At 69.7% G+C, this 23,805-nt stretch carries 19 protein-coding genes; 10 read left to right on the forward strand and 9 right to left on the reverse strand.

All coding sequences use genetic code 11. The features are described 5' to 3' along the window. Positions 1-183: 183 nt before the first annotated feature. Positions 184-612: a hypothetical protein gene (locus IPJ59_RS25165; protein ID WP_293273632.1), complete on the forward strand. Its 429-nt coding sequence runs from the start codon at positions 184-186 to the stop codon at positions 610-612. A 109-nt stretch (positions 613-721) separates the two neighbouring features. Here IPJ59_RS25165 and IPJ59_RS25170 read toward each other — a convergent pair whose 3' ends face one another. From IPJ59_RS25170 to IPJ59_RS25180, 3 genes are all read right to left on the reverse strand, one after another. Beyond that, complete coding sequence (locus IPJ59_RS25170) at positions 722-1,495, reverse strand: CPBP family intramembrane glutamic endopeptidase (RefSeq protein WP_293248322.1); 774 nt, start codon at positions 1,493-1,495, stop codon at positions 722-724. A 61-nt stretch (positions 1,496-1,556) separates the two neighbouring features. Continuing rightward, positions 1,557-2,804 carry a hypothetical protein gene (locus tag IPJ59_RS25175; RefSeq protein WP_293273633.1) on the reverse strand — a complete coding sequence of 416 codons (1,248 nt, stop codon included), beginning with the start codon at positions 2,802-2,804 and terminating at the stop codon, positions 1,557-1,559. A 70-nt stretch (positions 2,805-2,874) separates the two neighbouring features. Further along, entirely contained in the window at positions 2,875-4,593 is a 1,719-nt protein-coding gene (locus IPJ59_RS25180) for a glycine-rich protein (protein ID WP_293273634.1), read from the reverse strand. A 115-nt stretch (positions 4,594-4,708) separates the two neighbouring features. Between IPJ59_RS25180 and IPJ59_RS25185 the strand changes: the two genes are divergently transcribed. From IPJ59_RS25185 to IPJ59_RS25195, 3 genes are all read left to right on the forward strand, one after another. Further along, entirely contained in the window at positions 4,709-6,322 is a 1,614-nt protein-coding gene (locus IPJ59_RS25185) for a phytoene desaturase family protein (protein WP_293273635.1), read from the forward strand. A 68-nt stretch (positions 6,323-6,390) separates the two neighbouring features. Beyond that, on the forward strand, positions 6,391-6,597 hold the full coding sequence (locus IPJ59_RS25190) for a hypothetical protein (RefSeq protein WP_293248334.1): 207 nt from the start codon (positions 6,391-6,393) through the stop codon (positions 6,595-6,597). A gap of 178 nt (positions 6,598-6,775) precedes the next feature. Continuing rightward, positions 6,776-7,735: a ribulose phosphate epimerase gene (locus tag IPJ59_RS25195; protein WP_293273636.1), complete on the forward strand. Its 960-nt coding sequence runs from the start codon at positions 6,776-6,778 to the stop codon at positions 7,733-7,735. A 980-nt stretch (positions 7,736-8,715) separates the two neighbouring features. On the opposite strand, the gene IPJ59_RS25200 is transcribed toward IPJ59_RS25195, so the two are convergent. Then, positions 8,716-9,477, reverse strand: coding sequence for a hypothetical protein (locus IPJ59_RS25200; protein ID WP_293273637.1), 762 nt, complete (start codon positions 9,475-9,477; stop codon positions 8,716-8,718). Between the two features lie 179 nt (positions 9,478-9,656). Here IPJ59_RS25200 and IPJ59_RS25205 point away from each other — a divergent pair, with 179 nt between their 5' ends. Beyond that, positions 9,657-9,890 (forward strand): hypothetical protein, encoded by a 234-nt coding sequence (locus tag IPJ59_RS25205; protein WP_293273638.1) that lies wholly within the window; start codon positions 9,657-9,659, stop codon positions 9,888-9,890. Between the two features lie 7 nt (positions 9,891-9,897). On the opposite strand, the gene IPJ59_RS25210 is transcribed toward IPJ59_RS25205, so the two are convergent. Both IPJ59_RS25210 and IPJ59_RS25215 read right to left on the reverse strand, forming a co-directional pair. Beyond that, positions 9,898-10,938, reverse strand: coding sequence for an SGNH/GDSL hydrolase family protein (locus IPJ59_RS25210; RefSeq protein WP_293273639.1), 1,041 nt, complete (start codon positions 10,936-10,938; stop codon positions 9,898-9,900). A 16-nt stretch (positions 10,939-10,954) separates the two neighbouring features. Further along, positions 10,955-11,773, reverse strand: a complete 819-nt coding sequence (locus tag IPJ59_RS25215) for an MBOAT family O-acyltransferase (RefSeq protein WP_366524678.1) — start codon at positions 11,771-11,773, stop codon at positions 10,955-10,957. 272 nt (positions 11,774-12,045) lie between these two features. On the opposite strand from IPJ59_RS25215, the gene IPJ59_RS25220 reads away from it, so the two are divergent. After that, positions 12,046-12,228: a hypothetical protein gene (locus IPJ59_RS25220; protein ID WP_293273640.1), complete on the forward strand. Its 183-nt coding sequence runs from the start codon at positions 12,046-12,048 to the stop codon at positions 12,226-12,228. 180 nt (positions 12,229-12,408) lie between these two features. On the opposite strand, the gene IPJ59_RS25225 is transcribed toward IPJ59_RS25220, so the two are convergent. Further along, the gene (locus IPJ59_RS25225) at positions 12,409-14,745 is read right to left on the reverse strand and encodes an FG-GAP repeat domain-containing protein (protein WP_293273641.1); all 2,337 of its coding nucleotides are present in this window, start codon (positions 14,743-14,745) and stop codon (positions 12,409-12,411) included. 99 nt (positions 14,746-14,844) lie between these two features. Then, the gene (locus IPJ59_RS25230) at positions 14,845-16,467 is read right to left on the reverse strand and encodes a c-type cytochrome (RefSeq protein ID WP_293273642.1); all 1,623 of its coding nucleotides are present in this window, start codon (positions 16,465-16,467) and stop codon (positions 14,845-14,847) included. Positions 16,468-16,736: 269 nt separating this feature from the next. On the opposite strand from IPJ59_RS25230, the gene IPJ59_RS25235 reads away from it, so the two are divergent. After that, positions 16,737-18,170, forward strand: coding sequence for an LVIVD repeat-containing protein (locus IPJ59_RS25235; protein WP_293273643.1), 1,434 nt, complete (start codon positions 16,737-16,739; stop codon positions 18,168-18,170). Between the two features lie 206 nt (positions 18,171-18,376). Beyond that, positions 18,377-20,554, forward strand: a complete 2,178-nt coding sequence (locus IPJ59_RS25240) for a vWA domain-containing protein (protein WP_293273644.1) — start codon at positions 18,377-18,379, stop codon at positions 20,552-20,554. A 75-nt stretch (positions 20,555-20,629) separates the two neighbouring features. Here IPJ59_RS25240 and IPJ59_RS25245 read toward each other — a convergent pair whose 3' ends face one another. Further along, positions 20,630-21,220: a hypothetical protein gene (locus IPJ59_RS25245; protein ID WP_293273645.1), complete on the reverse strand. Its 591-nt coding sequence runs from the start codon at positions 21,218-21,220 to the stop codon at positions 20,630-20,632. 214 nt (positions 21,221-21,434) lie between these two features. On the opposite strand from IPJ59_RS25245, the gene IPJ59_RS25250 reads away from it, so the two are divergent. Beyond that, on the forward strand, positions 21,435-22,547 hold the full coding sequence (locus IPJ59_RS25250) for a hypothetical protein (RefSeq protein WP_293263005.1): 1,113 nt from the start codon (positions 21,435-21,437) through the stop codon (positions 22,545-22,547). 47 nt (positions 22,548-22,594) lie between these two features. Continuing rightward, positions 22,595-23,797: a hypothetical protein gene (locus tag IPJ59_RS25255; protein WP_293273646.1), complete on the forward strand. Its 1,203-nt coding sequence runs from the start codon at positions 22,595-22,597 to the stop codon at positions 23,795-23,797. Positions 23,798-23,805: the final 8 nt, after the last annotated feature.

Raw genomic sequence — 23,805 nt, forward strand, 5'->3', positions numbered from 1 at the left:
CCCAGCCTACCGAGCCGTGGACGGGCCCGTCCGCGGCCGTGAGATCCCGGGCTCCTGGCCCGATTTTGTCTCGATTTTGTCTCGAACCTGGTCTGTCTCGAGACAACTCCCCGAATTCGGCCTCGCAGAGGCCGTCTACGCGACCACGACCACCACATCACGAACATCGGCGATCACGGTGAGGTGCCCGAGAAGCCGGAGGCCAATTGGGCTAGCTACAACAACTTCCGGTCGGGCGACCTGTCGGCGGCGGACGGGCTGCTGGCGCCGGATCTGCAGATGTTGTCGCCGCAGTCGTGCATCAACGAGTGCGGCGGGCCGGACATCGTGAACATCTGGGTGCAGCTGGGGAACACCGGTGGGGCGCCGCTGCTGGCGGGGGCGGTGATCGAGGTGTATGTCACCAAGATGGGCGTGGAGTCGCTGCTCACGTCGATCGACGTCCCGGGGCCGTTCGCGCCGGGCGAGTTCCTGGACGCGATCGTGGTGCCGGTGGTCACGACGGATCTCGAGCAGATCCGGCTGGTCGCCAAGCCGAAGGAGAGCGAGTGCGTGGTCGACATGGCGAACGAGATCGTGCTCGAGCCGCCGTTCTGCAGCGTGCCGGGGTGATCGGCCTCCAACGGATCACATCTCGGTTCGCTCGCTCGCGCGCTGCGAGGCGAAGGACGGGACCAGGTGCGAATGCTGATGCCACCGCCCGGTGGTCACGGGTTCGCGGCTACTTCGGGCGAGGCCCGGGCCCGCGGACCAGCAGGTCCGGAGCCGCGAGCAGCGCCGCGAGCATCAGGAGATGGGCGCCGCCGGCGAGCAGCGGCGATGCCCAGTCGTGGCGCACCTCGACGCCGACCAGCAGCGGGAGGCCGTGACCCATGATGTTCCAGCCCCAGTGCAGGCCGATCGCGGGCCACAGGGACCCGGTCCGCACGAGCGCGGTCGCGTAGGCGAGGCCGAAGCAGAACAGCATCAGCCACTCCAGCGGCCCGTTCGCCAGGCGATAGACGTGGTTGAGGACGTAGACGAGCGCCGAGAACGCGACGAAGCGGGCCGGCGAGAGCGTCGGTCGCAGGACGCGGTGCCAGAAGCCGCGCGTGACAATGTCCTCGGCGGCCGAGGGGAAGTAGCTGGCCGCGACGATGGCCACGAGCATCACGCCGACGTGCGCGGCACCGAGTCCTCGCTCGGGCGCCGTGAATGCGTATACCCCGAGTGCGCCCCCGACGATCAGGGCGAGTATCTTCATGCCCGCGGCCATGGCGAGCGTGACGCCGAGGTTGCGTACGAGGCCCGGCGTGCGCCGCATCTCGTAGGCGTCGAAGCCGCGGGCGCCGAGGACCACCCGTCCCACGACCCAGGCGAGGGCGTGGAAGCCCACCATCATACCGATGAAGGCGGCCTCGCTGCCGAGGAGCCGGAGCCCGACCCCCTCGGGGACCTGATAGACGACGAACAGGACGATGAAGGCGAGGAAGATCCGGCGATCGAAGGGGAGCATGGCGCGTCGGCGAAGATTGCCATTCTTGACTTGGCTTCGTCGAGATGCTGCCGGGCGCCGATCAGCGGATGTGCAGCCCCCCGGACCAGTTGTAATTGGCGCTTGGGTTCGGCGGGGTCGCCAGCTTCGGGCTGGCCAGGACATCCCCGCTGGTCGCGTCGATCTGGACCAGGCGGAACTGATCGTCGACGACGAAGAGCGTGTTGTGGAGCTCGTCGTAGACCGAGGCGCCGAGGAGCAGCGGGCCGAGATCGGGGATCTCGGCGATCACGCCGGTCTCCGCGGTCGTCGGGTCGATCGTGAGCAGCCGCTGCAGCTGCTTCATGCCGTCGATCGCCACACCGATCAGCTGGCCGTCGGCGCGCACGTAGATCCCGCTGGACCACGGCAGCGGCGCTGCGAATACGGGGTCACTGATGAGCGCGCCGGTCATGGCGTCGATGACGAAGAGGTGCTCACCCGCCTCGCCGTTCGCGCCGCCGATCATGAAGACGTGGTCGGCGAGGCGGTCGTACGCGTAGATCGCCTGGTAGAGCGTGGCGATCTCGGGGATCGCGGCGACCAGGGTCGCAACGCCCGTGGCGGGATCGAGGATCCGCAGCTCCTCCTGCAGCGCGCCGGGGTTCCAGGTGACGCCGACGAGGGTGCCATCGGATCGGACGTGGATGCCACCCGACCAGTTGAAGGTCGGCTCCACGGGTGGGTTATTCAGCAGGTCGCCCGTGATCGTCTGGATCGAGAAGATACGGGTGATGTTGTCCGAGTTGGCGAAGGCGAACGCATACAGGACCGCAGCGTCCGGGTCGTATGTGTTGTGCCCGACCGGCAACCAATCCATGCCCGGGATCGCGGCGATCAGGGCGCTGCTGCCGGTCTCCGGGACGATGCAGCGCAGCTCTTCGCTGCCGAGGCCGCTGCCTGGCTCACCCTTGGCGTAGTTCCAGGTCAGGCCGAACAGGCGCTGGGGCTCGCCCATCGCGTCGCAAGCGGTGCAGCCCGGTGCGCCCGGATCTTCGCAGATACCGGCGCCGCCGGTCGATGTACCGGTGTCATCGACCGAGCTGGTCGCGTCGGCGGTCGTCGTGGTCGAGGTGGCGGTCGTCCCCTCGCCTCCGCCCATCGAGGTGCCTGAACCCGTCGGGATCCCCGTGGAGGACGCCGACTCGGTGTCGCCGCCGCTCGCTCCGCTGCTCGTGGTGTCGCCGGCCTGCGAGGTCGCCGAGCCGCCGGCCTCCGCCGAGCTGGCGCCGCCCGGGCCGCAACCGAGGATTGGGGCCAGGACGACGGAGAGCCGCAGGGTGGGGAGCATCTGCGGAGGATACCTCAAAGAGCGAGCCGCAGTGGGCGTGATCGGCGAGCGGCCGGTCGCTCGAATGGGGTCAATGATAGATCACGACGAGCCCGTGATTACCGTCGCTGCCAGGGACCCCGCCGTTGCCGGTGCCGACGATATAGTCGGTGTCGGTGGTGTTGGCCGCAGTGATGCCCTTGCCTGCGACCACGCAGCCCGCACTTGGATCGACGCGGCTGCTGCCGCCGCCGCCGCTACCGCCGGTGTTCAGCGAGCAGTCGCCGCCGCCGCTGCCGCCTCCGAACCACCCGCCGCCACCGCCACCGCCGCCCTGACCGGGGGCGCCCAGAATGGTGATACCACCCTGAAATTGCGAGCCGCCGCCGCCCATCCCGCTTTGTAGCGTGCAGCCGCAGGTGGTCGTCCCGCCGGCGCCGCCGCAGGTCGGCGTCCCGCCGAAGCCGCGGGTCCCGTAGGTCATGTCGCCGAGCGGCGGGTCCTTGCCGTCCTCGCCGATCGGCCCGCCGCCGGCGCCTCCGCCGGGGCAAGGCTGGTTCACGTTGCAGCCGCCGGCGCCTCCGCCCGCGGCCGCGGTGGCGAGCTCGGTGGCGCCGCGCCGGAGCGCCGAGCGGCCGCCGCCGTTGCCGGCGAAGAATCCCCCGTGACCGCCGCCGCCGTAGATAACCGTCTGCGCGAACGAGTCCTCGCCGCGCTGGCCGACGATGACTGTCAACATTTCGCCCGGGGTCACGTCGAGCTTGGCGAGGGCGAAGCCGCCGCCGCCGCCCGGGCCGCCCTGATTGGCGTCCCACGAGCCGCCGCCGGCGCCCCAGAGCTTCACCCAGATCGACTTCACGCCGTTCGGGACCACGAATGCCTGGTCGTTGCCCTTGTAGGTAAAGGCCGTCTTGATCAGGCCGCCGAGGTTCGGCTTGAGCTGGTCGACGGTGCAGATCGTCGGCGGCGTGATCAGCTGGTCGGTGCAGACGCCGAGGCTCTCCTCCTGCACGTCGACGAGTCCGTCGCAGTCGTTGTCGAGCTTATCGTTGCAGACGTCGTTGGCCGCGGGCAGCACGAAATCCATGCACGCGCCCCACATCGCCATGCCGTCCTTGACCACGCAGGTCTGGGTGCCTGACAGGCAGATACCGACGTCCGCGGTGCCCTCGGGTCCGGGGTAGCAGGGCCCGACCTCGCCTTGCTTGCACACGCAGGTCTCGTCGATCGCCGCGTCGCAATTGTTGTCGACCCCGTCGCAGAGCTCGTCCTGCGGCCCGATCGCGCCCTCGCAGGGCCCCCAGGTGTCGCCGACGCACTTCTGGAGGCCGGCCACGCACTCGCCGACGCCCGCCTGCGGGAAGGGGAAGCAGGCCTGGGTCTCGTCCCCGGCGCACGGGCAGCCCTCGTCGATGTCGCCGTCGCCGTCGTCGTCCGTGCCGTCACCGCAGAGCTCGCCGTCGCCGGTGGTCCCCGTGGACTGCTCGCTGGTGGTGCTCGCGCTGAGCTCGGTGGTCGACCCGCTGGTCGTCGCGTCGCTCGTGGCGGTCGTCGTCGATTCGCTCGCGGCGGTCGTTGTCGCCGTGGTGGTTGCGAGGGTCTCGCCCATGCTCTCCGAGCCCGCGGTGGTCGGGCTCGTCGTCGTCGGCGTCCCGGAGCTCGATTCAGCCGGGGCCGTGGTCGAGCCGGTCGCGCTGCCCGTGTCGGTCGCCGTCGAGGTGCTGATCGCGTCGTCGCCACAGGCGCTCGCGGCCGCCACCAGCACGACCGCCAGCGCGGACCAGGACTTCACGGTGTCGATTGCTGTCATGTCGAGCGCCTCCGAAAATGCGGCCCGATGCTACCACTGCGCAAGGTGTCAGTGAGGCGCCGCGTTGCAGCGACAGGGGCTGACGCCGGCGCGCCCACCCGCTACCCTCCCGGCCATGAACACCCCGAGCAAGCCGTGGAGCCGCCGCCTCCCCGCGAATTTCCCCGCGTCGCAGGCGTGGGACACGATCGTCGTCGGCTCCGGGATGGGCGGCATGACCTGCGCCGCCATGCTCGCCAAGCTCGGCCAGCGCGTCCTCGTGCTCGAGCAGCACTACGTCCCCGGTGGGTTCACCCACAGCTTCAAGCGGCCTGGCGGATATCACTGGGACGTCGGCGTCCACGCGGTCGGCGAGGTCACGGAGCGCAGCCTCACCGGTCGCCTCCTGCGTCACCTCAGCGACGACCGCCTGCACTGGTCCTCGCTCGGCGCGAGCTACGACGAGTTCGATTTTCCTGGCGGTCTCCACATCGAGTTCCCCGACACACCGCAGCGCTTCCGCGAGCACCTCATCGACGCCTTCCCGCGCGAGCAGGCCGCGATCGACGGCTATCTTCACCGCGTCCGCGAGGTCGCCGGCGCGATGCGCAGCTATTACCTCGCCCGCCTGCTGCCCGCCGGCGCGGGCGGCCTCGCCGAGCGCCTGCTGGCTCGACCGGCGCGTCAGGCCTTCGCCGAGCGCACCGCCGACGTGCTCGCGCAGACCACCCAGGACCCGCACCTGCGCAGCGTGCTCGCGGCCCAGTGGGCCTACCACGGCTCGCCGCCGAGCCGCAGCTCGTTCGCGATCCAGGCCCTCGTCACCAAGCACTTCATGTACGGCGGCTATTACCCCGTCGGCGGCTCGCAGCAGATCGCCCTGCAGCTGCTCCAGACCGTCGCCGACGCCGGCGGCTACACCCGCATCTCCGCCGACGTGAGCCGGATCGTCGTCGAGGACGGCCGCGCCGTCGGTGTGCGCCTCGGCGACGGCGAGGAGCTCCGCGCGACCCGCATCGTCAGCGCCGCTGGCGTGCTCTCCACCGTCGACCGCCTGCTCCCGCCCGAGTTCGCGACCCGCGACTGGGTCAGCTCGGTCCGCCGCCTCGCCCCCGCGCCGGCCCACGTCTGCCTCTACCTCGGCTTCAAGGGCGACATCCGGGCCGCCGGCGCCGGCCCGGCCAACCGCTGGTTCTACGACACCTGGGACCTCGAGACCGACGCCTGGCGCATCGACCATGTCCCCGAGGACATGCCCGACGCCCCCGTGCTGTACTGCAGCTTCCCCTCGCTCAAGGACCCGAGCCACGACCCCGGGCCCGAGCAGCGGCACACCGGCGAGGTCGTCACCTTCGTCCCCTGGGACCGCTTCGCCGGCTGGCTCGGCAGCCGCTGGCACAAGCGCGGCGCCGACTACGACGAGTTCAAGCAGCGCCTGCAGGACCGCCTGCTCGCGCAGTTCCTGGCCAAGATGCCGGCGCTGCGCGACATGGTCGACCACGTCGAGCTGTCGACGCCGCTGACCACCGACCATTTCGTGCGACCGACCCGAGGATCGATCTACGGCATCGAGCCGACCCCCGAGCGCTTCGCCAACCCGCACCTGCGCCCGCGCTCGCCGATCCCCGGCCTCTTCCTCGCCGGCAGCGACGTCGCCACGGTCGGGGTCATCGGCGCGATGATGGGCGGCGTCCTCGCGGCCGCCTCGATCGCCCCGCGCCGGGCCCTCGCGCTGCTGCGCGGCCTGTGATTGGCGAGCCGAAGCCCGCGAATCACTGCCAGATGGCCGCGTGATACCTTCCCCCCCGAGAGGCCGCGATGGCGAAGAAGCCCGAGAAGATCACCCACAACCACGACTTCGCGTACACCAGCGACGCCGAGCTCAACGCCCAGATCGCCGCGTTTACGGCGGCATATGAGGCCAGCCACGATCACCGCCTGGCGATGGACGCCCGCCGCTCGCTCGGGCCGGGCAAGGTGCGCATTACCTTCCGCCAGGTCGACAAGAAGCCGGGCCGCAAGTAGGGGCTTGTGCGCCCAAAGCCGCGCGGCCCGGCGCACAAGCGCGAGGCTTCGTAGGTGAGTCGCCAGCACGCACGAAACGCCGTGACGCTGGACGCCGAGACGTGATACTCGGGAACATAGGCCTGCGCTCTATCTGCGCGGTGCGACCAGTATTCACGACGAGATGGAGAGGCATATCATGACGAAAAATCTGACGGCCACGCAGCTATTCGCTATCGCGTTCACCCTGGCCGGCTGTGGCGACAATGGCAGCGGCAACGAGAGCGTCACCAACCCCACCGCGGCCCACTCCACCAGCGGGACCGACGGCGCCTCCGAGACCGGCGCCGGCACGACCGTGAGCGTCGACCCGAGCAAGCCCACTGAGGGCTCGAGCGGCGACCCGACCACCACCACCACCGGCAGCGTCGGCAGCACCGGCGATGCGACCGACACCAGCATGTTCATCGTCCCGAACGACTTCCCCGGTCCTGTCGACGGAGAGTGCGATGTCTTCGCGCAGAACTGCTTCGACGGCGACAAGTGCGTCGCGTGGGCCATGGGCGGCGGCGGGGCCTGGAACGCCACCAAGTGCGTGAAGGAGACCGGCAAGAAGATCGCCGGCGACGTGTGCATGACCGAGGGCGGCGGCGTCAGCGGCATGGACGACTGCGCCAAGGGCAACATGTGCTGGAACGTCAACGACAAGAACCAGGGTATCTGCGTCGCCCTCTGCACCGGCACCGAGGCGGCCCCCAAGTGCGACCCGGGCTTCGCGTGCGCCATCGCCAACGGTGGCGTGCTCAATCTCTGCCTCCCCGCGTGTGACCCCCTGCTGCAGGACTGCGACGGGACCGACGTCTGCATCCCAAACCTGGAAAAATTCGTGTGCGTCCTGGACGCCTCGGGCGACGGCGGCAAGCAGAACGACCCCTGCGAGTTCGCAAACAACTGCGACAAGGGCCTCATCTGCCTCAAGATCGCGGCCGCCTCGCCGGACTGCATGAAGGGCTCGACGGGCTGCTGCTCGCCGTTCTGTGACTTCGCAAAGCAGGACACGGTGTGCCCGAACGGGACCGAGTGCGTCCAGTGGTTCGACCCGATGATGCCGGTCCCGCCGGGCTTCGAGGATGTCGGCGTGTGCAGCATCCCGGCCTGATCATTGCCCGGTGCGTCCGCGAGGCCCTTGTCGCACCTGTTGAACGCAGGCTCGTTGTGCCGCGCGGCGGGCACACTAAGCGCGGCACACTGCCGGATAAATCGCGTCCCCAATTTCCGGCAGTACACACACCTCAAGGTCCCCCCGTAGATTCCAGCCGAGAGGCACGAAAGACGCTCGACATCGGTCACCAGCGCGAGACACTCCTGAAAGTAGCTATCTGGACGCAGTTCGCGCAAGAATGAACCCAGAGCGTCGCCCCCGAGGTCACACCATGTCCATTCGGTGGTAATAATCGTACCATCACCATTCAGAACGAACGCCCCCGCTCGGCCCCCATATGAGCTGATGGAGTCCGTCCATTCGAGATATCCGCTTTTCCCGGACGCGAACAGGTTGAGCCAGCACGTGAGCACGGGACCGTCCAACTCCGGCGTTGCGCACGTGAACTCACAGATGTCACCGCCCCCATACAGGCAACCGATATCCAGGTGGTCGCAGGAGGGTGCGAGCTCAGCAGGGCAGGCGCACCGATCGATCGGTTCCTCGGTCGTCGAGCTACCGCTGCTGGACGAGTCCCCCTCGGTCAGGCTCCCGTCCGTGGTCGTACCGGAGCCAGACGAATCGCTCGATTCGGCCGTCTCCGGGTCGGTCGTGGCTGACGTTTCGCCGCCTCCGCGTTGGCACGCGAGCAGCGCAGTCACGGCCACCCAAATCGTGGTCCAATGTCGGGGCCAACCGTGATCATCCCGTCGCTGTTCCTTGGTCGCCAATCGTCGCATTTCGAGGCCTTCGGTATCGCACATTTCGGGGGCGGCGCTACAGCGAGGCCCTCCGACTTCGCCCGCACAGCGGCTGGACCCCATGAGCAAGAATTGTGCCGAACGCAGCGCGTTGGTGTGGGCCGCTATCAGCAACGAAGGCGCGAATGCCGTGCGCAGGAGTGCATGGAATGCATGCGGCCGCCCGGCGGCGCGCCGTCACCCCGGCGGCGCGACGGTCCCGGCGGCCTCTGGCGCCGCGCAGGGCCCCAGCGCCGCGATCGCGGCGCTCACGTCGGCGCTGGCCAGATCGAGGGTCTGGCGCAGCCCCTCGACCAGCAGCGCGCGGGCGGCCGCCGAATTGTAGTAGGCCCCGGAGACTCGCTTGCCCGAGTATTCGTAGACCTTGCCGAAGCTCGCCGTCTTGCGGTCGCCGCAGCGATGGAGCTGGAGGCTGAAGCGCAGCTCGAAGTCTGTGTATAGAAAGGGCACGCCGAGCCAGGAGAGGACCGCACCGGGGAAGATATTGAGCTGCGAGCGCATGGCCGTGCGCTCGAGCGTCCCGGTGAGCACATAATCCGCGGTCGGTGCATTGGCCGGGAGGTCCTCGACGAACACGCCGCCGGGCACGCGTCGCGCGAGCAGGGCCCCGAGGTCGCGGTCGAGCGAGCCGACGATCTGCGTGGCGAAGCCGTTCGCGCTCGAGCGGATCGCCCGGTCCTGCTCGGGGACCAGGCTGGTGGCGCCGAGGTGGAACAGGTTGACGAGCGGGACGAAGCTGGTCCCGATCGTCTGCGACGCGTCCTCCCCGCGGCCGTCCACGAGGACCTCGACCTGCACCCTCGGCTCCGTGCTCGCGGCCCGGGCGGGCTCTCCGACGGACAGGCTGCGCGCCGCCTCGCGCTTCACCAGGCACGCGGCGCTCAGCGCCGCCAGCACGACCACCAGAGACCCGCGATAGGAGCGCCGCAAGCTGAACATGCCCGCAAGCTATCACCTGGCGCGAGCCGCCCGAATGTGAATCGGGCGCAGAGTTTTCGCCAGGACCGCTCCGCCGCCGTCATCCCTGCGGTGGCGCGGAGCTCCTGCTCACATTTCCACGCGCGGCCGAATCGTGCCACCACCGGAACTTCGCCGGCCCCTCGCTGTCCGTGGCGACGATGCATGCCTGGCTCGCCCTCATCACCCTCCTCGCGGCCCCGGGGGCGCCAGCGGCCGATCTGGCCGGCTCGGTCGCCGCGGCCGAGTCGACCCTGACCGCCGCGGGGCTGCGGCCCGGGGAGTCTGATTACGACGCCAGCGTGACCATCAGCGCGGCGGCTGAGCGGTCGCAACCCGAACGACAAGACAGGCTGATGGATCGCTGGCGGTGGCCGGTGACTCTTTCACCTTGACGCCGGATCAGCGCGGGTCGCAGACGCGGGCCGCGGGCAGCTCGCGCAGGAGCAGCGCGGCGAGGCCCTGGGCGATGAGCTCATGGCCTTTGCGCGAGTAGTGGTCGCCGTTGCCGCGAAACAGTGCCTTGAGCGAGGCCCTGTCGACCGCTTGAAACGCCGCGTGGGCGTCGAAGAGCAGCACGCCGTCGCTGGCCAGCGACAGGAATAGACGATGACTGGCCAGATCCCGCGAACGCGGTGCGTGGGCGTTCCTGGATGCTCGACCGACGATGACGACGGGGATCCCACGACCGTGGGTCAGCGCGATCATCTCGCGGAAGTTATCCGCGAGCGAGTGCTCCCAGCGGGCCAGGTTCTCGGGATTCCTGGACGCCACCTGCTCGCCCTCGCCGGTCATCCGGGGCACCCGCATCAACTCGAAGTGCAGGGCCAGCAGCTTGCGGCCGATGACGACTGCGCGGCTGGTCAGGACGAACTTCCAGATGCTCGTGTGCAGCTGGGCGCGCCGGTTGAGGTCCCGTTCGTCCTCGTATTCGTTGGTGCCGCCGAAGTCGAGGATCACCAGGTCGGGCTCGTGGCGCAGGGCGTCCTTCAGCGCCACGAGCGCTCGCGTCGAGCCCTGGCCCTTCACAGCGAGGTTGATGCCCTCCCAGCGCCGCGCGCCGCACGTGCGCCGGAGCAGGCGGACCAGCGCCCCGGTGTAGCCGCCTGCGCCGGCCGCGTGCGAGCCGCCGAAGGTGAAGGCGCGGATCGTATTGGGGCGCTTGATACGGTCGAAGGACTGTTTGAAGATCGGCCGGTACTGGGTCGGCCAGCAGGTGATCTTCGCCTCGTCGTCGGGCTCGCACTGCGGCCGAGTGAAGTCGAAGCCGTAGTCGAACGAGGGCTCGACCCTGGCGTAGAGCTCGGGCCCGACCTGCGCGGGAGTCCAGAGCAGACGCGCAGCCGCCTCGACGCCGATCAACCATACAAGCGTCCAGGCGAGCGCCCAGGGGCGGCGGGGTCTTTTCGTGGTGCTGCTCGGCTCGGGGTTGGAAATGTACATGGCCGGCTCGGGAGCTTCAGAACTGAAAGTAGATGAACTCCACGCCGGAGGGGGCGCCGGCGGCGGCGAGGGAGAGCAGGAGGATCGCGTAGACGAGGCCGCGCAACGGCGTGGGGGTGGTGAACACGAAGGGCAGGGCGTCAGCCGCCTGCACGCCGCGCCGCCGCTCGTGCAGCTCCTCCCACAGGTCGAGGCACAGCAGCGGGCCGGCACACACGATGATGAACTCGACGGTGTTCCAGTCGCTGGCCGCGAACGTGATGCCGGTGCCGAGCGCGTGCAGGACGTCGCCGGCGCCGGCGATCGTGCGGGCGCGAAAGAAGATCCACGCGAGGCACACGGCGTGGAAGAACAGCAGGCCGAGGACCGGCGCCAGCAGGAGGCGCAGGAGGCCGGTCAGGCCCCGCTCGCCGACGAGCTGCAGCCACAGGCGGTGGAGCACGAGCAGCGCACCGTGGATGGCCCCCCAGATCACGAACATCCAGCTGGCGCCGTGCCACAGCCCGCCGAGCAGCATCGTCAGCATCAGGTTGCGGTGGTGCTTCCGGCGTCCGCCGCGGTTGCCCCCGAGCGCGATGTAGAGGTAATCGCGGAGCCACTGCGAGAGGCTGATGTGCCAGCGCCGCCAGAACTCCTGCGGATTGGTCGCAAAGTAGGGCCGCCTGAAGTTCAGCATCAGCTCGATACCCAGCAGCTTCGAGACCCCGCGGGCGATGTCGGTGTAGCCGGAGAAGTCGGCGTAGATCTGCAGTGCGAAGGCGTACACGGCCAGCAACGCGGTGGCGCCTGAGTAGGAGCCGTCGCCGCTGAACACCGGGTCGACGATCCGCGCCATGTTGTCGGCGACGACGACCTTCTTGAACAGGCCGACCAGGATCAGCCACCCGCCGTCGCGCAGCCCGGCGTAGCGTGAGCTGGCGGGCGGCGGCGAGCTGCGGGAGCAGGTGGGTCGCGCGCTCGATCGGCCCGGCGACCAGCTGCGGGAAGTAGGCGACGTACAGCGCGAATACCGTGAGATCTCGCGATGCCGGCATGCGGCCGCGATACACGTCGATCGTGTAGCTCATGGTCTGGAACGTATAAAATGAGATCCCGACCGGTAGCACGATGTCGAGGGTGGTCGTCGAGACCGACCAGCCGAGCGCTGCGCACAGCCCCGCGAAGCTGTCGACAAAGAAGTTGAAGTACTTAAAGAAGCCGAGGATACCGAGGTTGCTCGCCAAGCTGACCAGCAGCCAGCGGCGGCGCTGCGCCGGTCCGCTGTGCTCGATCGCCTGGGCGCAGCGGTAGTCGATCGCCGTCGAGAGCGCGATGAGCCCGAGGAAGCGCCAGTCCCAGGCGCCGTAGAACACGTAGCTGGCGACCAGCAGGACGATGTTCTGCACCCGCGTCGGCACGGCCACATAGATCGCGTACACAACAGCGAAGAAGCCGAAGAATGCGACGGAGTTGAAGAGCACGGGTCGGCTTTCAGCCGATCGCCTTGCAGGCCGGGGCGAGGACGGTCCGGTTGTTGTCGGTGCGGCACTCGACCCACGAGTGCGGCACGTCGCCGTCGTCGACGATGAGCACCAGCGGCTGGCTGCCGTCGACGAAGCCGGCGGGCAGGACCTGCAGCTCGAGCACGACGTCCTGGCCCTCGGCCGGGTAGAGCGGCTTGGTGGTCGCGCCGGTGCCGAGCAGGGTGCCGCCCTGGTCCGGGTCGCCCTCGTAGAACCCGACCACGACCCCGGCGGGGACGGCGGCCTGGCCGAGGTTGCGGACCCGGGCGAATGCGAGGAGGCCGTCGATGCATTCGGTGCGGCCCGAGACCACGAGGTCGGGGGCCGCGAACTCGCCCTCGGGCTGGACGTTCTGGCGGAAGTTGTTGAGCCGCGGGACGGTCCAGTTGCTCGCCTCGGCCGCGGGCACCTGGCCGTCCTCGCCGATGTTGGTCACGTGATACGCGTGTTGATTCCACACCCGCCGGGTGCGGACCCACTGGCCCTTGGTGTCGCCGAAGACCCGCACGCCCTGGGTCTTCATCTGCTCGACCGGGCAGATCAGGTCCGAGTAGCTGTTCGAGGTCACGACGATGTCGGCCTGGCCGTCGCCGTCGACGTCGGCGACCAGCGGGTACTCGTGCAGGGTGCCGGAGGTGTTGCACACCTGGGTCAGCACCTCGCCGCTGGTGCCGTCGTAGATCCGCATATATTGCTCGTCGGCGTAGACCACCTCGGCCTTGCCGTTGCCGTCGAAGTCGAACACGGAGGAGCCGGTGAACGCGGACGAGCAGTCCTGGGTGGTCTTGAACCACAGCACGGTGTCGGTGGGCGCGACGTTCGGGTCCATCAGGCGCGCGCCGCTGAATACGATGTAGCCGACCGCGCCCGCGACCCCGACGTCGGGGGTGCCGTCGCCGTCGAAGTCGGCGACCGTGGGCGGGCCGCCGCCGTACTCGAACATGGCGCCGCAGGAGACGACGGTCGAGGCGCCGTTGTTGAGGTCGAGGCCCTGGCGCAGCACCTCGAACTTGCCCGGCGCCACGGCGCTATAGCGCCACAGGTGCAGGAAGTGGGTGCCGGTGCCGTGGACGTTGTCGACGACGACGATCTCCGGCAGGCCGTCGAGGTCGAAGTCGGCGATCGCCGGGAAGGTGCCGCCGAGGCCGGAGTCCGCGAGCACCGTGCCGTCGGCCTCGAGGATCCGCGTGGTCGTGACGATCTCGAGCGCGCCGTCGCCGTCGGCGTCGGCGGCGATCGCCTTCTTGTGCCACCAGCTCATGCCTGGCGCGTCGAAGCTGAGCTCGAGCGCGCCGGTCTTGCCGTCGAGCACGGCGCCCTCGAGCAGCACCTCGACCTGGCCGTCGCCGTCGAGGTCGGTCAGCGCCGGCTGGTCGCAGCCGACGGCGGTCGAGGTCCACAGCTCGACGCCCTCGGCCGTGAAGGCGCGGGCCTTGAGGCTGGCGGTGCAGGCGACGATCTCGTTGCCGGGGAGGCCGTCGATGTTGCCGCCGGCGATGCCGCGGCCGCCCCAGATGTCGTCGACCATGGGCTTGACGCTCCACTTCTCGACGACCGCGCCGTCCTTCACCGACACCGCGCGCAGGGTGCCGCCGCTGTTGTAGGCGCCGGCCTCGAAGGAGCTGAACACGATCTCCGGGATGTCGCGCTCATCGACGATCTGGTCGCAATTGTCGTCGTCGAGCTGGATCACGATCGGCGGCATCATCACGTCGCCGCCGGTCCACGCGTACTTGAGCTGCGGCTCGAAGCTCTTCTCCGGCATGACCTCGCACTGCGCCAGGCAGTCGATATCATCGCCCTCGGGCTCGACCCCGGGCGGGCACTCGGGGGGCGCCGGCAGGCACTTGCCGGTGGCCGGGCGGGCGCCGCCCTGGCACAGGTCGCCGCCCATGGTCCCCGGGTCGCCGAGCGAGTACTCGCAATAGCTGCCCTCGGGGCACTCGGTCGCGTCGATGCAGGTGTCCCCCGGGACCACGCATTGCTGGAACGAGCACACCTGGCCGTCGTCGCAGCAGACGTCCTTGCAGGCGAGGGCGATCGGGCAGCAGGCGTCGGCGATGCACTCGCCCTCGGGGCACAGCTCGGCGTTGCAGGCCGCGCCGGTGTCGCTGCTGCTGGTCGGTGGGGGCTCGCCGGTGGCGCTGCCAGTGGTCGGCGTCCCGGTCTCGCCGGTGCTCGGGTTCGTGAGGGTCACCGCGCCCGTGCTCGCCCCGGCCGACTCGTCGGCGCGGCCGCCGTTGTCACCGCAGGCGCCGAGGAGGAGCCACCCGAGCCAGGAGAGCCGCGTCGCGTGCTGCTGCATGCGCGCATGGGACCACCTCTCCGCCGGCAAGTCCAGCGGCGGACGACCCCCGACGACCACGATGGCCCAGCCCACCACGAGCACGGCCACCGCGTATCGTCACAGCGTCTTCAGGTACTCCAGCAGCGCCCAGCGATCGGCATCGGCGAGCCCCGTGCCGTACTCATGCCCCGCGTTCGAGTTGCCGGTCAGGCTGGTATCGAGCACGAACGGCACCTCGCCGTCACTGACCCGCCCCACCTTCTTCGGGTCGTACTCCCAGCGCCCGACCGCGAAGCGCCGCGGCCGCTGCGTCGCCGGCAGCAGCAGGTCGTAGAGCGTCGGCACCGAGCCGTTGTGGAGATACGGCGCCGAGGCCCACGCCCCGTTGAGTGGGCGCGCCTTGTAGGCCAGCAGCGACACGCTCGGGTCGTTCGGGTCCTCGCGGTGCTCGCCTTGCTTCGGCGTCTTCTCTTGCTTGTGCAGCTTCGCGTTGACCATCGCCTGGGCCGCCGCGAGCGGCTGGGCCGACAGGGCGCGGGTGACGAGGTCGCCGAGCAGGGCCACCGCGCTGACGGTCGCCCCGTAGCGCTGGCCCGTCGGCGAGATGGCGCCCTCGAGCACCCCCGAGGGGGCCTTCGCGGTGGCCAGGTTGCGCGCGCTGGTCGGGTCTGTGCCGACCTTCTCGATGTCGGTGACCATCGCCACCACGCTGCGATTTGGGTCGTCGCGGTCGAGCAGCGCGTGGCAGCGCACGCAGTGCTTCGCGTACAGCGGCTCGCCACGCGCGGCCAGCGGGCGGTCGATCGCCGGCAGCAGCTCCTCCGGCCACACCGGCGACTGCAGGCGGCGCAGGCTCTCTTCCATGGCCACCAGCGCGTTGCCCTCGATCGTCGACTTGTAACCCCGCTTCGCCGCCTCCTCGGTCTCGTAGTGTTGCACCTCGACCTGCCCGAACACCCCCACCACCTCACCCGCGTTGCGGCCCACCGAGCCCGCCCCGGCGTTCCCCGCGAATCCGGTCCATTGCACGTAGTCGTGGCGCGGCGCGTCCCACAGCAGCGGGAAGCTGTTCGGTGCGTCGACCGTCAGGCTGTTCTTCGCGTCGCTGGTGAAGCGGATCGTCTGATTGATGATTCGACCGACCGCGTCGAGCCGGCCGAAGCCCTCCCGGGTCGGCGCGTGGTTGGCCGCCGCGTAGCTGGCGAACCACGCCTGCGTCTCGGTCAGGGTGTCCCGCGCCGCCGCGCGCCGCGGCCCGGGCAGCGCCGCCGTGAAGCGGGCCAGCTTCGCCTGGTCCGCCAGCGTCGCCGTCAGCGACGCCTCGATCGCCGCGAACAGCCCGATCATATCGATGAGCGCCGGCCCCCCGTCGATCCGCATCGCCGTGCCGCGGTAATTGATCTGCGTCGTATGGCAGGCCGCGCAGGTCAGGCCCACCCGGTCCTTGTGCCGCGCGAACCCGACCGGCAGCCCGTCGGGGTTGTTCGGCGTCGGGTGCTGGTTGAGGAGGCGAAACCGCGTGAGGTGCTCCGGGCTGATGAACGGCCGCGGATTGTCCGCCTGCTCGAGGTTCACCAGCACCTCATAAGGCATCAGCACCGAGCCCTGATCCGCGTGATAATACCACAAGGTCTCCGCTGGCCGCCAACCCTGCTCGAGATACACCAGCCGCGTCGCGCCGTCCCCGTAGGCGTCCTGCGCCAGCACCTTCCCGGCTCGCTCGCCGACGCCCTGGATCACCGCCCCGGGGCCGCCCGCAGGCTGCGTGGGTTTTCCGCCGCTCGCGCAAGACGCCAACAAGAGCCCCGAAATCACGTGACCGACATATCGAACCATCGCTGCGCTCCCGGATCGTGGACCCGCCGCTTTGTACCACCCGGCCCGCCGCGCGAACATGGCGGAAGATCGGCCAGCCGGTGGCACGCTCCGGCCAGCTCGGGCCCGGAGCGAAGGCGCGCCCGCAAGAAAGCGTGATGGATCGACCGGCGCCGTGGCACCCACCGGGAACCATGCGACGTGTCAGCCAGTCCCTCCCTCTCGTCGGCCAGGCCCTGCTGCTCGGCTGCACGGCCTATGTCCACGTGGACACGAGCTCCGACGCGAGCTCCGGCGCGAGCTCCGACGCGAGCTCCGGCACGAGCTCCGACGCGAGCTCCGACGCGACCTTGGAGCCGACCACCACCACGACCACGACTGCGCAGGCGCAGACCTACTCCGTGGGTGGCACCGTCACCGGCCTCATCGGCACCGGTCTCGTCCTGTCGCTCAACGGTGAGCAGCTGATCGTGAGCGGCGACGGCGAGTTCACCTTCACGACCATGCTCGAGGCCGGCCTGAGCTACACGGTCACCGTCAAGACGCAGCCGAGCGATCCCAGCCAGACGTGTACGGTCACGAATGGCTCCGGCACCATCGAGGGCGCCGACGTCGACTCCGTGGCGATCGCCTGTGGCATCGTCGATTGTGTGGACATCGCCACGCTGACTGCCGACATTCATACGCGCTACCTCGATACATTCGGCACCCACCTCTTCATCGCGGCCGGTGAACAATACGGCCAGCTCAGGATCGTGGATGTCTCGCAGCCCGAGCGGAGCACCCCGACGGTGGGGGAGCTGTCCTTCACCATGAACGACGGCTGCTACTACGGCGGGGGCGTCAAGGTCGCGCCGGGTGGCGACATTGCGTTCCTCTATGGCGGTGGCTGCGACGGCCTGCGCACCGTCGACGTGAGCGACCGCGCCGCGCCGCTCGCCGGCGTGGTCGTGGGCGGGCTGTCGGCCGGCACGCTGGACCTGGAGATCTGCGGAGACATGGCCTACGTCGTGGTCCAGAGCGTGGGGGTGGCCGCGTTCGACATCAGCGATCCCTCGGCCCCCGTCTTGCGGGACGAGTACGTCATCGACGGCGGCACCTACCCATATGCTGTGACCTGTCGGAGCCGGGACGCGAACACCGACGTCGTCTATCTGGGTGATGGCGGCGATCTCGCCGCCCCGGCGGGCCTGCGCAGCTTCGAGTACAGCAAGGCCTCGCAGGCGCTCACGCCGCGAGGCAGCTATCTGCCGGACCCGTCGTCCTGGGGGGGCCGCGGCTGGCCGCTCAGCGATGAGCTCCTGTATCTCAGCTGGTCCAATTCGACGCAGTTGGCGACCTTCGATGTCTCCGACCTGGACAACATCCCGGCGCCCACGACCGTCCCCGGGGTCGCGGGCAGCAACGCCGAGATGCTCGTCCTCGGCGATTTCCTCATCACCAGCGGCCTCACGGGGCTGGCGATCCTCGACATCTCCACCCCGACGATGCCGGCCCTGCGCTATCACAGGGACATGATCAACTCGATCGTGGGGCTCGCACACTTTACCAGCGAGGGGCAAGACTACCTCGCCTATACCTTGAATGGTGAGGCCACGATCTCGATATGCCGTCTCGCGCTCCCGTAGGCCATGGCGCGCGAACTCACATACGCCGCCGCGTAGCCGCGCCCCGGGACGGCACCGGCGTGCTCGACGACGGCAGCTGCTGGGGCGGCCTGGACCTGTCCTTCATCCCGTCGAACTGACCGCGCGTGCGGCTGTGGCGGGCCAGAATATATTTCGCGGTCGCTCGCCACCCGGGAGGGGCCCCGGGTCGCTATGATGACGCGAATATGCGGCGTCTCGGCACGGCGGCTTCATGGTGGCGAATCGGTGTGCAAGCGGGGCTGCTGGTGGGCATCGGGCTCGCTTTCGTGGGCGGCATCGAGCCTGCTCCGGTGGGCGCCGCGCCCAATCCATGCCAGAAGGAGGCCGGCTGCAGCTTCAAGAAGCCGCTGTTTGGCATCATCCTCGACTACTCGAGCTCGATGAATGAGCAGTTCGACGTCAACACGACCCGCTGGCAGGGCGTCGTCGATGCCATCACCCAGGCGGTGAGCTTCGACAACGGGTACATCGCCGAGAACTTCATCCTGGGCCTGATCCGCTTCGGTCACGATCCCGACCCGAACGTCGCCGGGACCAAGATCCCGGCCGACAAGTCGGGCCTGATCGACGGGCAGAGGCTCGACGTCGGCTGGTATGACGAGAAGGCGCCGGACAAGCCCTACATCGAGTGTACCAACGGCGACGCCATCGTCGCGGCCCTCGCGGCCGCCGGCCCGCCCTCAGGCGGCAACAAGGTCGGCATCGGCACCTGGACCAAGGGCGCGATGGACTTCGCCAAGGCGTACCTCGCACAGACCGTCGCCGACCATCCGGGCGATATGGGCAAGCGCAGGGCCGCGTTCATGGTCATCACCGACGGCAAGTGGACCAACCCGCAGGGCAACATGACCCTCGGCCCGGCCAACCAGGACCCGGCCATCACGGCCGCCGACCTGTACACCAACCAGGAGGTCCCGACCTACGTCGTCGCCATCGGCGACGCCGAGGGCCAGATGTTCGCCGACACCCTGGCCACCGCCGGCGGCACCGGGAAGGCGATCGGTGCCAAGGACCCGCTGGCCCTCGTCGACGCCCTCAAGGCCGTGATCGTCAAGGTCCAGGTGGACGTGGTCGCCCCCGCCTGCGCCCCGGGCCTCCCGCGCGTGATGGTCCTGATGGACAGCTCCTCGTCGATGCTCAACTACAAGATGGGCACCGAGCACGCCCCGGCTGGCATGGGCGGCTGGGACCTGGCCCGCGACGCCCTCGCCGGCGACATGTCGATCTTCGACATCGTCCTCAACAACAACAACAAGGTCGAGGAGTGGGTCCACCTCGGTATCTCGGTGTTCGGCCACAACGCCCCCGCCGAGGAGAAGCTGATCGTGCAATACGGCCCCTGCCGCAAGCCCAACTTCGCCTGGGCCCTCGACCCCGCGAGCTCCTGCGAGGCCCCCGGCTGCGTCGACCCCTACGCGGTGCCACCGATCAAGTGGACCTTCAAGGACGGCTCGATCAACCCGCCCTTCTTCGCCGAGAAGACCGTGAGCCACATGCCGAAGTGTGACTTCGCCGCCCAGGTGCCCAAGGCTTGCATTGGCTCCGGCACCTACACTCACCTCGGCCTCAACCTGATCCAGGCGAACCTCGCCGCATACCAGGCCGAGTGCAAGGCGGTCGACGCGGTCTACCCGTGCGATGACCAGACCGATTTCATCAATATCCTGATCACCGACGGCAAGTACAACTCGACCGACGCCCAGGTCCAGATGCCGCTCGAGGCGATGTACGGCGCTGGCGTCACCACCTACGTCATCGGCTTCGGCGACGCCGTCGACGTGAACCAGCTCAACAAGATGGCCGACTGGGGCTCGGGCAACCTGCTCGACTACTACGACGCCAACAATCAGGATCAGCTCGAGATGTCCCTCAAGGGCATCCTCGAGCAGCTCAGCTTCGACGAGTGCTGCAGCGTCAACGATTGCTCGGTGATCGTCGACCCGGGGAGCGACTCGGACCCCGACCCGCTGCCCTTTGAAAGCACAAGCAGCGCAAGCAGCAGTGGCACCGATACGGGCACGACCGGCGGCGCGACGGGCACCACCGATTCAACCCGGACCGGGACCGGCACCGGGACCGGGACCGGGACCGGCACGAGCGGGCTCTCGACGACGAGCGCCGACACCACCAGCGAGGTGTCCACCGGCTCCGGCGCGTCGTCCGGCGGGACCCCGACGACGACGATGACTCCGCCCACCGCGACCACCGGCGACGGGTCCTCGGGCAGCAGCGGCAGCGGCGGGAGCGGGACCGACGATGGCTGCGGCTGCACGGCCGAGGAGGGCCATGGTGGGCGCGGGGGCCTCGGCGGGGCGCTGCTGGTCCTGGGCGTCGCCGGCCTCCTGCGTCGCCGCCGCGCGTGAACCTGGCCTTAGGGACAGCTACGATTGGGTCGAGCCAGCTTCGCAGCTCCGTTCACCGGAGCTCGACAATCGCGGTCACCAGTCGCGCGGCGGAGGCCGATTGCTCGGCACCCAGACCACGCCGCGTTTGCTCCGCAACTCGCGCATGTCGTGGGATTCGGGCGCTCGCTGGCTGGGTGTCCACTGGAGGAACAGGGCGATCAGCTCCGCCACCTCGGGCGTGGGCGCCAGACCCAGGGCGTCGCGCAGCACCTGGTCATCGAGGCCGGTGAGCGCCGCGGCGCGGCGGATGACCGCCAGATCCATGAAGAAGCCGCGCCGCGCCTCCGGTTCGGCGGGATCGGTCGTGTAGAGCAGGGCGAGCAGCGCGTCGCGGATCCAGGCCGGGTCGCGCTCGCGCGCGCCGATCATCGCCGCGCGGGCGCAGAAGCTGGACAGCACGCCTCGGGCATAACCGTCGATTCGCGCCAGCGCGGCCCCGCGTTGAGCGGGCTCAAGATGCCGCAGCGCTGTCAGGCCCTGGCGGATCTCCTCGTCGAGCGGCGCGGGGAGCCGCGACGGGTGATAGGCCTTCACCGCGGCCAGCCCCCCGGACAGCGCCCGGAGCAACGGATCCAGCGGGGTCTGCGGTGGCGGGGAGTCCATGTCGCAATCGTAGTCGATCACGCGTCGTCGACGCTATCGTCGCTGCTGCTGCGAGCGACTGCGCGGACGATCGCGGGCCATCGGGGCCCGGACCTCGGCCCCGGCGTCGGGCTGTCCGTCGCCCGCGGATTCACGTAGCATCGGGCCGGTCCCACGAGGAGCACGCAGCCTGTCCGTCGCAGCCGACCGCCCCCCCGCCATCGCGGCGCAGCTCGCGTTCACGCGGATCGAGGACGTGTCCGTCGACGACGCGGGCAGCGGCCAGCTGCGGGCGCGGACGCTGCCGGCCGAGGCGCTGGCAGATCCGCGGTCGTACGATCGGCGAAGCTGCCGGGTGATGGATTGCTCGGGGGTCGACGGATTTCGCCCCGAGCTGCGGGAGCACGGCTTCGCCCGCGCCGATCTGTCGCGATTGCGGGGAGTGCAGGCGGCGCTCGCACGGGTCCGCGACGCCGGCCGCGTCGACGAGGCGGACGCCGCGGAGATCCGCCGCGGCCTGACGGGTCGGCGCTTGCCGCTGTCCGGCGGCGCCCGGCTGTGGGTGCTGCACGTCGCGCGCGAGGGCTTCTTCATGCGCCGCGGCGGGCCCAATGGCATGCCGATGGGCAGCGACACGCTCGGCATGAACGGCCACGACGCGGCGGTGATGGTGCACGCGGATCAGGACGTCGACGGCACGCCGCTGCGGCAGCTGCTCCGCGGCGCGGCCCCGTGGCTGTTTCACCACGACTCGCCCGATCGCAGCAATCTCCGGTCGCGATTGTTCCTCGTCAATCTGTGGATCGGGCTCGAGCAGGTGACGCGGCCGCTGGCGCTGATGGACAAGCGCAGCCTCGATCGCCGCGCGCACCAGCTGCGCCATGGGCTGGTCACCGACTCGTTCTTGCGGCGGCGCGAGGATATGCGGATCAACGATATCTGGACCTTCCTGCACGACGCGGGGCAACGGTGGTACTTCAGCTCGGAGATGGACATCACCACGGGCTACGTGTTCGAGACCCTCGGCACCCCGCACGGCTCGCTGGTTCTGGCGGGGGAGGAGCGGGCGGAGGCTCGCTACCGCCAGCTCGTGGCCGCCGCGGAGGCGGTGGAGCGGGGCGACTGTGCGGGCGCCGTGCGGGTCCTCGCCGCCGCCGATGACGTCGACAGCGCGTGGCCCGAGCCCGCGACGGCGCCGCTGCGCCAGGCCATCGCGGTGATGGAGGGCTTGCTCGCGGAGGCACGCGCGAGCAGCTCCGCCCTGTGTCGCGGCGAGGGCGCTGCGGGGTGGCTGACGCGGGCGCGGGCGGCCGCGGAGCGGGTGGTGCGAAGGTCGCTGGAGATGCGGGTCGTCGGCCTGGTCCTGTGAGGCGAGGGCAGGTGACATGGGCGGCGACTTGGCGGACGATGGCCGGCGTGCACCGTCGACTCGTCGCCGTCCCTGTCCTGCTGCTCCTGACCCTCGCGGCCTGCTCCGGGGGCACGGGTGACGCGACGACCGGTACGGGCGGTACGGGCGGTACGGGCGGTGCGGGCTCGAGCGGCGGGCCGACGGCGAGCGGGGAGGTGCCGACGACGGGTGGGAGCGCCGGGAGCTCTGGCCCGACCTCCGGCGATCCGACCGGGATGACGGGTTCAGATCCTTCGGGCCCGGCGACCACAGATCCAGCGACGACCGATCCAGGCGCGACCGACACGAGCCCCGGGACGACGCAGGGGACGGATACCGGCGACGATCCGCCGCCGCTCGATGAGACCGCCTGCCAGGGCTACGCGACGCGCTACTGGGACTGCTGCAAGGCGCATTGCGGGTGGGAGGGCAACGTCAACCCGGCGACCGAGCCGCTGCAGAGCTGCAACAAAAATGACCAGAGTTTGGGACCTGTGTATGACGTGATGAGCTCGTGCCAGTCGCCGGCCGAGGGCAGCGCGTTCACCTGCTACGACGAGGCGCCGTGGGCGGTCAGCGCCAAGCTGGCGTACGGCTTCGCGGCGGTGCCGGCCCAGGGCGACGTGTGTGGCCGCTGCTACCAGCTGGAGTTCGATGGGACCGGGCACTACAACGCGCAGGATCCGGGGTCGGTCGCGCTGGGCGGGAAGACGATGATCGTCCAGGCGACCAACATCGGCTTCGACGTCGGCGGGGGCCAGTTCGATATCTTGACCCCGGGCGGCGGGGTCGGGTTGTTCGATGCGTGCTCGTATCAGTGGGGGGTCGACAAGGCGGAGCTCGGGGCGACCTACGGCGGGTTCATGACCAAGTGCCAGGAGCAGCACCCGGGCGACCACGCGAAGCAGAAGGAGTGCGTGCTCGGCCGCTGCGCCGCGGTGTTCGACGACCCGGTGCTGGCGCCGCTGGCCAAGGGCTGCGAGTGGTATGTGGGCTGGTACGAGGCCGCGGACAACCCGAACCTGCATTATCAGGAGGTCGCGTGCCCCGCGGCGCTGGTGGCGGTGTCGGGCATCGATCGCGGGGCGCTGGGCGACATCGCGGCGTGCCAGGGCGGGGCGAGCTGCTCGCAGCAGGAGATGGACAACTGCGACTGCGCGTGGACCAACGGCGGGAAGAACTGCGGGCAGGACGACGGCTCGTGCTGCTGGACGGCGTGCTGCGCGTAGCGGGTGTG

Origin of the sequence: Nannocystis sp., assembly GCF_016714285.1 — a bacterium.
Classification (GTDB): domain Bacteria; phylum Myxococcota_A; class Polyangia; order Nannocystales; family Nannocystaceae; genus Nannocystis.

What these genes read in the sequence shown, in the direction of transcription:
- IPJ59_RS25170 (WP_293248322.1), bottom strand. Translation starts at nt 1,495, where the DNA reads ATGCTCCCCTTCGATCGCCGGATCTTCCTCGCCTTCATCGTCCTGTTC.
- IPJ59_RS25175 (WP_293273633.1), bottom strand. Translation starts at nt 2,804, where the DNA reads ATGCTCCCCACCCTGCGGCTCTCCGTCGTCCTGGCCCCAATCCTCGGT.
- IPJ59_RS25180 (WP_293273634.1), bottom strand. Translation starts at nt 4,593, where the DNA reads ATGACAGCAATCGACACCGTGAAGTCCTGGTCCGCGCTGGCGGTCGTG.
- IPJ59_RS25185 (WP_293273635.1), top strand. Translation starts at nt 4,709, where the DNA reads ATGAACACCCCGAGCAAGCCGTGGAGCCGCCGCCTCCCCGCGAATTTC.
- IPJ59_RS25190 (WP_293248334.1), top strand. Translation starts at nt 6,391, where the DNA reads ATGGCGAAGAAGCCCGAGAAGATCACCCACAACCACGACTTCGCGTAC.
- IPJ59_RS25195 (WP_293273636.1), top strand. Translation starts at nt 6,776, where the DNA reads ATGACGAAAAATCTGACGGCCACGCAGCTATTCGCTATCGCGTTCACC.
- IPJ59_RS25200 (WP_293273637.1), bottom strand. Translation starts at nt 9,477, where the DNA reads ATGTTCAGCTTGCGGCGCTCCTATCGCGGGTCTCTGGTGGTCGTGCTG.
- IPJ59_RS25205 (WP_293273638.1), top strand. Translation starts at nt 9,657, where the DNA reads ATGCATGCCTGGCTCGCCCTCATCACCCTCCTCGCGGCCCCGGGGGCG.
- IPJ59_RS25210 (WP_293273639.1), bottom strand. Translation starts at nt 10,938, where the DNA reads ATGTACATTTCCAACCCCGAGCCGAGCAGCACCACGAAAAGACCCCGC.
- IPJ59_RS25215 (WP_366524678.1), bottom strand. Translation starts at nt 11,773, where the DNA reads ATGGCGCGGATCGTCGACCCGGTGTTCAGCGGCGACGGCTCCTACTCA.
- IPJ59_RS25220 (WP_293273640.1), top strand. Translation starts at nt 12,046, where the DNA reads ATGTCGAGGGTGGTCGTCGAGACCGACCAGCCGAGCGCTGCGCACAGC.
- IPJ59_RS25225 (WP_293273641.1), bottom strand. Translation starts at nt 14,745, where the DNA reads ATGCAGCAGCACGCGACGCGGCTCTCCTGGCTCGGGTGGCTCCTCCTC.
- IPJ59_RS25235 (WP_293273643.1), top strand. Translation starts at nt 16,737, where the DNA reads ATGCGACGTGTCAGCCAGTCCCTCCCTCTCGTCGGCCAGGCCCTGCTG.
- IPJ59_RS25240 (WP_293273644.1), top strand. Translation starts at nt 18,377, where the DNA reads ATGCGGCGTCTCGGCACGGCGGCTTCATGGTGGCGAATCGGTGTGCAA.